Genomic DNA, 3,904 nt, shown 5'->3' with positions numbered 1-3,904 from the left:
GATCTTTTCTGCTTGTCGTATTAATGTCTGCCAAGTATTTATCAAAGTAACCTTTGTTATAGCCGCCAAAAAACAGCACTTGTTTGTTATCAGGCGAATACGAAGCCGCCCCGAGTAACCCTACTGGCGTCTGAGTATTCACACGGGCCCAAGTATTGTCGCCAGCGTCATAGCGGTAAACGGTATCAAAAAGGACAGGAGCCGCATCACTGGAATTGTTCTTACCAGAGCCACCAAAAACATAAATATTTTCACCAACGACACTTGCTGTTGCACCACTTCGCGCAGGCCCTGAGAAATCCGCTTTCTTTTGCCAGCCTTTCTTTACATACTCCAGATCCAACATGTAGAAGTCTTGCCCGGTAGACCCTAAGCCCACGTAAAGCTTGCTCCCTACTTGAGCGCTGATCCCGCTTTTCATACCAACAGGTAAATCAGGCCATTGGTCTTTTGCAAAAGACGCTGTACTAAGGCATACCGAAGCAGCCAAAAGTGGCATAACCAAGCGATTGAAGTGTCGTTTATTCATTATATTAATTTCCTTATTTGAATGGCTCTAATCAGTCATTCAGTTAATGAGAATACGTATGACTCTCTTGTTTATGATTCATACACAGTATTGATCGAAGGAAATTATTTTTATAAGATCAAGTTAACAAAAAAATTATTTTCATATAGAAATAAAATAAAAGCCTACGATTGCAGGCTTTGGGTAGAAATGAGTTTTAGCTTATTAAGTTGTCATAAGTGGCATGACAACTTCTGCTGTTTCCAAAACGGACTCTGAGTATTCTGGATAAATGTCGAGCAAGGTATTAACCAATACGTCAACGAGCAACAGAGCACCAACTTTAGAAGAAAACGCGCCTCCAGTCAGTGGGCCTTCAGGCCTTGCTGCCACTAACATTTCAGTAGATATGGCAGACAAAGGGCTGTGACTAATGTTCGTTAAGGAGACGACAGGAACTCCGCGCTTATACGCTTGCGTCGCCGCGTGGACTACCTCTTTGGTCGAACCGGAACTGGACACAGATATCCACAAATCACCTTCAGTACAACGAACTGCATTCATTGCGGCAAGGTGAGTGTCCTCATACATAGTGACTTTTTTACCAATTCTTAACAAACGAAAAGAAAGATATCGCCCTACAATACTCGATGCACCAACGCCAACACAGCTGATAAAACTAGAGTTATGAACAAGCGTACAGATCCTCTCTAACGATTTTCTGTCAATTAGCTTGGCGGTATCATTCAAACTTGCTACCGCATTCTGAGCGGAAACGTCGCAAATATCGCCTTCAATTTCTGGCGCATTTTGGCTAGCCGTTTGGCTTAAATCGATAGCCAACCCCATACGGAAGTCGGAATACCCTTTATATCCCATATCACGACACAGACGGACTACTGTCGCTTCACTGGTTTGAGTATTTTTGGCAAGTTCCGTGATTGTTTGAAATTGCACATCGTGTGCATTTTCAATAATGTAATTAGCCACAATAGTGAGTTTTTTACTCAAGGGTTCTATATTTGAACGCATTCTGACTAATAAATTTTTAGGCGTATTCACATTGGCCCCTTTAAATACTTAATGCTTGATCCAAAATAACAGACTCCATAAAACAATGACATAGCCCCCCACCTTAAAGCGCATTATAAGGGGGATTCCCCCCCTTTTATTGTTACAAGAAGTCAGCGTCTCGCATTTTTGCTACAACATCGGCTTTTTGTACTGCCGTTAACGGGCGAATTGGGGAGCGAGGATTACCGGCATCAATACCATGCAATTCCATCGCGGCTTTACCCGCTGCTACGCCGCCGTATTCTACCAACACACGAATAAGCGCAATTACTTTGTCCATTAACGCTGCGACTTGAACTTGATCGCCCTTGTTAAATGCTTCAATGATCTTCAAGTAAAGTGGTGCAGCGTAGTTATAAGTACTACCGACAGCACTCACAGCCCCAACAGCCAAACCAGCGGGCAAAAACTCATCAACACCAAACGGGATATCAAACTTACCATTGGCTACACGTACACAACGTTGATATTCATACAAATCGACGTTGTTAAATTTTGCACCCGATAAGTTAGGAATACGATCATCGGCTTGAATTAGAAACTGTTCCAAATCGACATTTACGCCAGACATACCAGAGTGGTAATAATAAAATCCTTTTGAAGGCGCGGCGGCCGCAACTTGCGCACAGTATTCGACCAAATCTTCAACATTGCCTGGTTTAAAGAAACACGGACCAATAGCCGATGTCGCGAGAATATCCAAACCCTCTGCGTGGCGAGTAAGCTCTAACGTATCAATAATACTTAGCGCACCAGTATGAATAATGAGATCTAATTTACCAGCAGCAGCCTTAACCCAATGCTGCGCGATTGCTTTACGTTCTTCAACCGAGCAATGAATCCCCTCACCCGTTGTTCCACACACGTAAGCGCCCGTTACTCCTTGATCAACTAACAGTTCTGCAATTTGGTCAATCGCACCAAAATTGACTCTGTTAGCGGCATCAAACGGTGTGTGTGGCGCTGCAATTAGTCCAGATAACTTTTTCATCTTCTTACCTTAATTTTATTGTCTTAAATATGGAATAAACCGGAACCCATTCCATCTACTTAGTCGTTTATTTAATCTGCGGCTACTTTCCGTAATCAAGCATCAATTCTGGAAGAAAAAGCGTGAATTGAGGGAATACCGCAATAAGTGCCAGCACGATAAATAATGGCACCAAAAGTGGAATGACCCCTTTGGTCAAGGTATGGAACGGAATGTCTCCAACCTTCGAAACCACATACAAAGCCATGCCCATTGGCGGAGTTAAAATACCAATCATTAAGTTCAAAATAGCCATTACACCGAAGTGAACCGGATCAATACCCACAGCCGCGGCAACAGGTACAAGGAACGGAACCAATAAAAGAAGCAAGGCTAGCGATTCGATAAATGTACCCAAAAACAGGAGCAGTAAGTTAATCAGTAGCAAGAGTACAAGCGGGTTATCACTGATTGTTAAGAAATAGTCAGCCATCATTTGAGGCAATTGTTCTCGAGCCACAATCCAACCAAATACCGTTACCCCCATGACCATCAACGCGACAACGGCAGTGGTATTAACGGTTTCTTTTAAAATACCGACAAAGCTTGTAAGCGTAACTTGACGGTAAACCACAACACCTAAGAACAAAGCGTATAAAGAAGAAACAACGGCCGCTTCTGTTGGAGTGAATTTCCCGGAGAAAATGCCACCAATAATGATAACTGGCGTCAACAAAGACAAGAAAGCTTCTTTTAGTGATTTAAATCGCTCACCACGAGTCGCTTTAGGTAAGGTCATGTAGCCACGTTTCTTACAGATGAAATAGCTCATTACCATTAATGAGGCTGCACACATCAATCCAGGGATGGCTCCCGCCAAAAACAAAGCACCGATCGATGTATTTGAAACCACACCATAAATGACAAGCGGCACAGAAGGTGGAACCAAAGGACCAATAATGCAAGAAGCGGCGGTTAATCCACCAGCAAAGTCATCATCATACTTTGCATCTCGCATTGATTTGATTTCAAGTTGCCCAAGGCCACCCGCATCCGCAAGCGCCGATCCAGACATGCCAGAGAAAAGTAAACTTGCCATAATATTTACATGGCCCAAGCTACCGGTAATGTGCCCGACCATGGATTTAGCAAAGTTAAAAATACGTTCTGTAATACCAGCACTGTTCATTAAGTGCCCAGTTAATACAAAAAACGGAACCGACAACAAAGTGAAGTTGTTGATGCCACCCAGCATTTGCTGAGCCGCGAAGTTAATTCCGGTACTTTGAGTCAATACCAAAAATACGAGTGCAACGAAAATAAGTGAAAAACCGACGGGCATCCCTGCAAAC

Annotated in this window: 4 protein-coding genes; all 4 read right to left on the bottom strand. The window is 43.2% G+C overall.

Features of this window, described 5'->3' with window-relative positions; genetic code table 11:
• Positions 1-499, bottom strand: a 499-nt coding sequence (locus AB4496_RS16890) for a kelch repeat-containing protein (RefSeq protein WP_372131426.1), incomplete at its 3' end; no start/stop codon positions are given.
• Between the two features lie 234 nt (positions 500-733).
• On the bottom strand, positions 734-1,570 hold the full coding sequence (locus AB4496_RS16885) for a MurR/RpiR family transcriptional regulator (protein ID WP_102257793.1): 837 nt from the start codon (positions 1,568-1,570) through the stop codon (positions 734-736).
• 112 nt (positions 1,571-1,682) lie between these two features.
• Positions 1,683-2,573: a dihydrodipicolinate synthase family protein gene (locus AB4496_RS16880; RefSeq protein ID WP_102257792.1), complete on the bottom strand. Its 891-nt coding sequence runs from the start codon at positions 2,571-2,573 to the stop codon at positions 1,683-1,685.
• 82 nt (positions 2,574-2,655) lie between these two features.
• A partial coding sequence (locus tag AB4496_RS16875) for a TRAP transporter large permease (RefSeq protein WP_372131424.1) occupies positions 2,656-3,904 on the bottom strand: 1,249 nt, incomplete at its 5' end.

The organism is Vibrio sp. 10N.222.46.A1 (genome assembly GCF_041473595.1).
Taxonomy (GTDB): Bacteria; Pseudomonadota; Gammaproteobacteria; order Enterobacterales; family Vibrionaceae; genus Vibrio; species Vibrio tasmaniensis_A.
This window is presented reverse-complemented; position numbering and strand designations above follow the sequence as displayed.

What these genes read in the sequence shown, in the direction of transcription:
- AB4496_RS16880 (WP_102257792.1), bottom strand. Translation starts at nt 2,573, where the DNA reads ATGAAAAAGTTATCTGGACTAATTGCAGCGCCACACACACCGTTTGAT.